The organism is Phyllobacterium sp. TAF24 (genome assembly GCF_052113785.1).
Lineage (GTDB): Bacteria > Pseudomonadota > Alphaproteobacteria > Rhizobiales > Rhizobiaceae > Phyllobacterium.
In genome coordinates this window covers 1-6127 of record NZ_JBFRDN010000066.1, presented here as the reverse complement: position 1 = coordinate 6127, position 6127 = coordinate 1, and the positions used below count along the sequence as shown (strand labels likewise).

Here is a 6127-nt window from a genome sequence, read left to right as displayed (position 1 = left end):
ATACAGGGCAGCGTGGGCCATAGGTAATCTGATAGAATGCACCGCCGGGTCGCAGATATTTGAATGCACCATTGAGAATTCCTTTGACTTGTCGGGGTGGCATTGTCAGTACGCCCAAACCGCTGACAACAGCACCCACAGAACCGGGTTCGAACAGATTGAATTCGCCAATCCGGGCAGCGTCCATTCGCAGAATTCGCGCACTTGGGAACCGGCCTCGCAAAAGCCTGGTGAATTCCGAGCTGTATTCCACGAGGGTGAGCATTGACTCCGGTACGCCCCTTTGAAGTAGCGAGCGCGTGAAGGGGCCTGTGCCAGGACCGAGTTCAAGAACAGGACCCATTTCTGGATCAATTTCTCCGGTCATCAGCGCGGAAATTCTGTTTCCCGATGGCAGGATCGCTGCTGTTCGAAGTGGATTGCGCACCCAAGAACGGAGAAATGGCAAAACATCAGCAAATGACATAATCGGACGCCTTTTTACGGAGTGAAATATGTGCGGTATGCTTGGTCGATCTACCGGGACGTATCGTTGTCTTCATTTTTGTTTCCTGAACTGAATTGTTATTGACGAGGAAACCAATGCGTCTTCTAGATTGAGGCAGCGTGTCATGCGCTGCGGTTCGATGAAATTTACTTCTCCAGCCAATTTCCCGATGCAAGATTGCCTCAATGTAGAAAGTCCATGGTGCGCGATCTCAATTATGTCGAAACACAAGGAATAGGGATGCGGGTACTACTGGTAGAGGACGAAAAGGAAATGGTTGCCGCTCTTAGCAACGTTCTCACGCGTCAGAACATGATCGTTGACAGTGTCTCAACGATTGCTGCCGCTGAATTCGTGTTGAAAGAAAACGTGCATGATGTGCTTGTTCTTGATCGTCAGCTGCCCGATGGAGACGGATTGTCTTTGATTCCGCGGCTTCGTGCGAATGGTCAAAATATACCGGTTCTTGTGCTGACGGCTCGTGGCGATCTCTGCGATCGTGTCGCTGGACTACAAAGTGGAGCTGATGACTATCTTGGCAAACCCTTCGCTTTCGAAGAACTTCTAGCTCGTGTTCGCGCCCTGCTGCGACGACCGTCCAGCGTTGTGCCGGAAGTGGCCAAGATGGGCCAATTGATGTTTGATTTTGCCCATCGTGAGGCATGGGTTTCGGGAGAGCGTGTGGAGATGCCAAGGCGAGAAGTCCTTGTCCTTGAAGCATTGATGCGCCGAATGGGGYGAATGGTCCAGCGTGCCACTCTCATGGAAGCGGTTTTTGGCATGGACGATGAGATCGATTCAAATGCGCTTGATACCCATATATCGAGGGTTCGCCGTAAACTCTCGGATGCCGGTGCAGGCGTGACGATCAATGGTATCAGGGGCCTTGGCTATCTTTTACGGGAAACGGCATGAGTTTATGGAGTGCGAGATCGCTGAAATGGCGGCTCGTCAGCCGACTGCTGTTCTTCGAAACCCTCATCATCTTGTCGGTGCTAACCATTATCATAGGCAGTCTCTGGGGTTCCGGGTATCTGATAGAGGATTATGAGGGAGGCAGTCTGGATGTTCTGAAAGACGCCCTGTCAAGGAACACGCAAGGAGAACTTATTCTCATTGATACTCCCGAGGTCGTCCAATTGCGGATGGATGTTGGTGGCTTGTGGTTTGTCATTCGGGACCGGAATGGACAGCAACTGTCTCAAGGACGTGTTCCTTCCGAATTTGTTCAAACGCTGCCGATGTTGGATCATCTCAGCGACGCTCGTTTGAACAATGAGCTGGGCCGCGCGAAACGCCCCGATGCAATTGTTAAATGGCAGGAAACAAACGTAGGAGACGTGCAGATATTCACCGGAACACGGGGGCATATGACATTCATTCGGATGGTGACAGGCATCTCTGGCGGAATGCTAACGATCATTATTCCATTTTTTTTGACAATAGCCTTGGCTACTCTGGCCATCACTCCACTTGTCGTACGTTTTGCGTTGAAAGGGGTTAAACAAGCTGCGGATCAAGCGGCTCAGATTACCTATAACAAGCGCGGCGTACGTTTGTCTGCGAGCGAGGTGCCCGAAGAAATCAGTCCGTTTGTAAATGCCGTCAACGATGCCTTGACCCGGCTGGATAAAGGCTATGCGTCGCATGAACGTTTTTTAGCCCAAGCAGCCCATGAACTGCGTACACCGATAGCCATTCTCAACGCCAGGGTTGCTGCCTTATCTCCAAGCCTTGAGAAAACCCAGCTCCTTCAGGACACGTCCCGCCTGGCAATCTTGAGCGGCCAGCTCCTTGATCTGCAGAGATTGAACCATTCGCCGGTCCACTTTGCACCCGTCGATCTCGTAGCAATCGCCGGACGCGTTGCTTTTGATCTAGCACCGCTGGCTTTTGCAGCGGGTTATGAGGTGTCGTTTGAGTCGGATAACGATGAACTTATGGTACAGGGCGACCAAACGTCCATCGAACGTGCGCTCACGAATCTGGTTCAGAACGCTATTGACCACGGCGGCGGTTCAGGAATGATCTTGATCCATGTTCTGGAAACAAAATCGATTGTTGTAACCGACGAGGGGCAAGGAATTTCCGCAGAGAGCAGTCAGGATATTTTTGAGCCGTTCAGCCGCCTTCGTTCGGACAGTTCCGGGACTGGTCTTGGACTGAATCTGGTCAAACAGATAATGGAACTTCACAATGGTACCATTGAAGTCAACAGCGGGTACCCAAAGGGGGCCTGTTTCAAAATGAACTTCTGAACGATAGGAGCTGACTCCAGTCAAGCTCGTGGTTCATTGTATAAAAGTCGGAAGTGAAGAGATTCCTCAAGCGTGTCCCTGTCGTTCATTTGGAATAGCCAACACGCCACGGAAAGAAGGATTATAGTTCCAATAACCACTGAGATATCGGCTATGTAATCTCGCTGTCGGTTGCGCATTTATATCCTATAGGCGCGCTATGTCGTGCACTGCGTAGCTTGCAACGAACTTCACTTGTGCCGCTTCCGAATTTAACGATGAGCACAATTTAGCAGCGACAGTTTACTTGGATATTGCCGTACAGCTACGGTTCCGTAAGGCTATGAACCCGGAAAACCAAGCCAAGGTTCAAGATCTTCGAATGTCATGTCCATTGCATAAGCAGGATTGGCCCAGATCGAGAAGTGGCCAAACCGCGGTGAAAACTGAGATTCTGCGTGTTCCTCATCGCCATGCGCGATTGCTGCAACGTAAAGCGCGGCAGCCAGCCCGGTTCGATCCGCTCCGCCTTCGCAATGAATGAGAATTGGCTTTTCAGCCTGCTTCATGAGTGCAAGTAAGGTTTCGGCGTCTTTCTGAGATAAAATTTGACGTGAAGACATTCGAAAATCGATATGCCCAACACCAGATTTCTTGGCAGCGGCGACCTCTTTGTCATACCAATCCCGGCCAGTATTTTCACCGCGGAGATTGATAATCGTCCTGATACCATAAGTTTTCTTATAGAATGCGATCTGTGATGGTGAGGGCTGTGCCGATCTATAGAGTTCGCCGGGAAGGGTAGTATGAAAATTGCCCTGCCATCGCATTATTCCATAATAGCCGCCGATCATAAGGACCAGAGCCAGCAATGCGCCTCCTGTCCTCACGGCGATTGGCCGCCGCCTGCTTGATTTATGCGTCTGTGTCACGGTCATAACGGCTTGTTCTCCCGAGGCAGGTTTAAAATTAGGGATCGGTTGGGTTGATCTGTCGCCGCGCTCGGTTCGGCATGTTTGTCGTGCGAGCCAGCTGGAAATGTCAGTATGACGTGCAACCCCGGGCGTCCATCTTCCAGGTTAATTCTCGCGCGATGAAGATCCACAATCGCTTTGACAAGGCTCAGACCTAGCCCTGTGCCAGGCGTTGTTCGACTCTTATCGAGGCGATAAAGCCGCTGAAAGACTTTTGCGCGCTCCTCGGCCGGGATACCAGGCCCATTATCAGCAAATTCGACGATGATGGTTCTATCGATACTTTTCGCACTGAGGCTAATTTTTGCTCCTGCGGGACAGTGCCGGATCGAGTTCTCGGTGAGGTTAGCAAAAAGTTGAATGAGTAGTTCCCGATCCCCGGTCACCGGCAAGGATTCATTTGGATGCAACGTCAATTTTATCAATTGTTTCTTGTCTTCGGCGACATCGGCATAGACGTCGACGATGGTCTCAAGACATTCCCTGATATCCAGTTGGGTAAACCGCGACCGCCTCGACCCGGCTTCGATCTGCGCTATACGAAGAAGAGCGTCGAAGGTGGCGTTAATATTTCCACTTTCCTCCCGCGCCTGCAACAAATCCGCCGCAACTGCCGTGCCTTTATCGGCTTTTTCGATGGCTTGGCTTATGGTCAGGGAAAGTCGGCTTAGAGGCGTTTTGAGATCGTGGGCGATATCGGTGCTTACTTGACGCATGCCTTCAACGAGAGAGGCAAGGCGGTCGAGCGCATCATTGACCTGCTCTGACAACCTATCAATGTCGTCTCCGTTGCCAACCAGAGGAATACGGACATTGAGCTTGCCAGAGCCAACGTTCCGCATGGTCGATGTGATGGTTTCCATGCGCCGTTGTACGCGTGTCGCTAAAAGAATGCCGCCTATGGTTGCAAGTGCAAGAACCATCACGCTTGCCCATGCAAAACTTATAAAAACAATCCTTAGATACTCGTCGTTCTCTTCAAACGTGATCCCAACGATCAAAGGCTGCTTATCGACCTGACCAGAAAAGACGCGATATCTTTCATTACTCTGTAAGCCTAGCTTCGTACTGTCAATTGTTGACCAACCAGGCGAAACATCTGCGTTTTCAATGTTCCCCGCCAGTCGCGCTCCATCTTTTGAGCGCAAAAGGAAAATCCGATCGTGCCGGGAAGTGGATTGCACATGGCTGGTTACGGTATCTGACAAATCAGTCACATCGCCATCACCGTAAGAGGCAGTGAGCACGGTATACGTATCCTGGATTGTCTGATCGAGACGATCGGCCAATTCGTGTTTGAGCAGTTGATACGTGACAACCCCCGCGACAAGAAATGACGCGATAAAAAGGGCGGCGAAAATGACAGCCAACCGGAACGGCGTACTTTTCAGCAGATCAATGCGGCGCATGTAAGCTATAGCCAGTGTTTCGGATCGTGTGCAACAGTGGATATGCAAAGGGTTTGTCGATCTTCGCTCTGAGACGACTGATATGTGTTTCGACAACGCTTGTTTTGGGGTCAAAGTGAAAATCCCAAACGCGCTCCAGCAGCATTGTACGTGTCAATATGCGCCCTTCATTGCGAACCAGAACTTCAAGCAATCTGAATTCGCGGGGTTGCAGGTCAATCGTGATGCCGTCCCGACGTACGATCCTGCGCACAAGGTCAACCTCCAGTTCTGCTACTGATATCGTGTTGATTTCGCGTTGAAATGGCGGTCGCCGATGGAGTGCATTGACGCGCGCAGCCAGTTCGGAAAAGGCAAAAGGTTTGGCGAGATAATCGTCTCCGCCTGCTTCTAAACCCTCAACACGGTCATCCAGTCCTCCAATCGAGGTGAGAAAAAGAGCAGGAGTTTTGACGCCGGCTGCACGCAATGCCTTGATGATTGACAGGCCGTCCAGCCCGGGTAGCATTCTGTCTATTATGAGGATGTCGTATTCTTCGCCCGCCGCGTGGGATAGCGCATTTCTACCGTCAGCGATAACTTCAGCAACATGCCCGGCTTCGCTAAAGCCCTTGGCAATGTAGTCCGATGTCTGCCGGTCATCTTCAATGATCAGGATGCGCATGTTCTTTCCGTTCTCACCAAACACAGACTGCGTTCATCATAGTCCAAATGCACACGATGTCATTGTCCGGATCTAAGTAACGGTCGAGGCCTACTGGGAGTTACATGCATCGTTTCACACTCACCTTTCCGCGATCTTACAGTTTGGTAATAAACGAACGCTTCTTACCGCTTACCAAAGCGTAAGGGGACGGCTAAGCCCCGGTAAGAATAGACATTTAGTCTCCTTGGCAGCGAACCAAGTTGCTGAAGGAGAACGCGGTGAACCGATATCTTGCAAAATACCCTTCTCTGTTTATTGGCGCAGTGCTGCTTGCTRCCCTGGTGCTATCGTTTTTAACAGTCCCATCCTGAATG

At 50.9% G+C, this 6127-nt stretch carries 6 protein-coding genes; 2 read left to right on the top strand and 4 right to left on the bottom strand.

What is annotated here, in order from left to right; all coding sequences use genetic code 11:
* On the bottom strand, positions 1-466 hold a 466-nt coding region (locus tag AB4Y96_RS26275), incomplete at its 3' end, for a class I SAM-dependent methyltransferase (protein WP_441920958.1).
* Between the two features lie 261 nt (positions 467-727).
* Between AB4Y96_RS26275 and AB4Y96_RS26270 the strand changes: the two genes are divergently transcribed.
* Both AB4Y96_RS26270 and AB4Y96_RS26265 read left to right on the top strand, forming a co-directional pair.
* Complete coding sequence (locus tag AB4Y96_RS26270; protein WP_441920956.1) at positions 728-1402, top strand: response regulator transcription factor; 675 nt, start codon at positions 728-730, stop codon at positions 1400-1402.
* On the top strand, positions 1399-2745 hold the full coding sequence (locus AB4Y96_RS26265) for a sensor histidine kinase (RefSeq protein WP_441920954.1): 1347 nt from the start codon (positions 1399-1401) through the stop codon (positions 2743-2745). The genes AB4Y96_RS26270 and AB4Y96_RS26265 overlap by 4 nt, the downstream gene beginning before the upstream one ends.
* A 320-nt stretch (positions 2746-3065) precedes the next feature.
* On the opposite strand, the gene AB4Y96_RS26260 is transcribed toward AB4Y96_RS26265, so the two are convergent.
* Genes AB4Y96_RS26260 through AB4Y96_RS26250 form a run of 3 tightly spaced genes read right to left on the bottom strand, consistent with a single transcriptional unit; the run spans position 3066 to position 5771 of the window.
* Entirely contained in the window at positions 3066-3662 is a 597-nt protein-coding gene (locus AB4Y96_RS26260) for a tyrosine-protein phosphatase (protein WP_441920952.1), read from the bottom strand.
* Positions 3659-5107, bottom strand: coding sequence for an ATP-binding protein (locus AB4Y96_RS26255; RefSeq protein WP_441920950.1), 1449 nt, complete (start codon positions 5105-5107; stop codon positions 3659-3661). The genes AB4Y96_RS26260 and AB4Y96_RS26255 overlap by 4 nt, the downstream gene beginning before the upstream one ends.
* Positions 5094-5771, bottom strand: coding sequence for a winged helix-turn-helix domain-containing protein (locus AB4Y96_RS26250; RefSeq protein WP_091884312.1), 678 nt, complete (start codon positions 5769-5771; stop codon positions 5094-5096). The genes AB4Y96_RS26255 and AB4Y96_RS26250 overlap by 14 nt, the downstream gene beginning before the upstream one ends.
* Positions 5772-6127: the final 356 nt, after the last annotated feature.